Origin of the sequence: Prevotella amnii CRIS 21A-A, from assembly GCF_000177355.1 — a bacterium.
Taxonomy (GTDB): Bacteria; Bacteroidota; Bacteroidia; order Bacteroidales; family Bacteroidaceae; genus Prevotella; species Prevotella amnii.
On the sequence record NZ_ADFQ01000088.1, the window covers coordinates 1 to 525 of the forward strand.

Genomic DNA, 525 nt, shown 5'->3' on the forward strand with positions numbered 1-525 from the left:
CTTCTTGATGGAATCTCACATTGGTGTTTCCGTCACGGTTCTCACCTCCGACTATGATTCCCCCAATGGAAGCCCAACCAGGGAAATAGCCAAAATCCTGCTTGTAAGAATACTTTGCATCGAACTTGTGGGCTGGAACAAACTGGTGATCAAAGTCCAGGTCAACATGACTACCCACCTTTATAAGCCTCATCCTCCGTATCATTCGTAAAAGTAAGGTATTCAATTTCTGTGCCGTGTTGAAACTATACGACTTGTCGGAGGTTTCGCTCTTGTAGATAATGTTCTCTTCAGCAAGCTCCTTCAGTCCGCGCCCAACTGTGTCGGCACCGGGTAACAGCGTATCTGGTCTCTGCTTGAACTGCCCTATAAGTGCATTGATGTCCTCAAGGCATTCTCCACCACAAAGGTAGCTGAAGAAGAGAGAGACGAAAATACTTCCATGGCTGAATGCTTTGCCGCTACTTCCACGTTTTCCCAATACGGATTCGGTAAGTTTTTCAAAGCCCAACTTTGAGAAAACGC

General features: G+C 46.3%; 1 pseudogene. It reads right to left on the reverse strand.

What is annotated here, in order from left to right:
- Positions 1 to 525, reverse strand: a pseudogene (locus HMPREF9018_RS11435) (IS1380 family transposase); the annotation flags it as partial.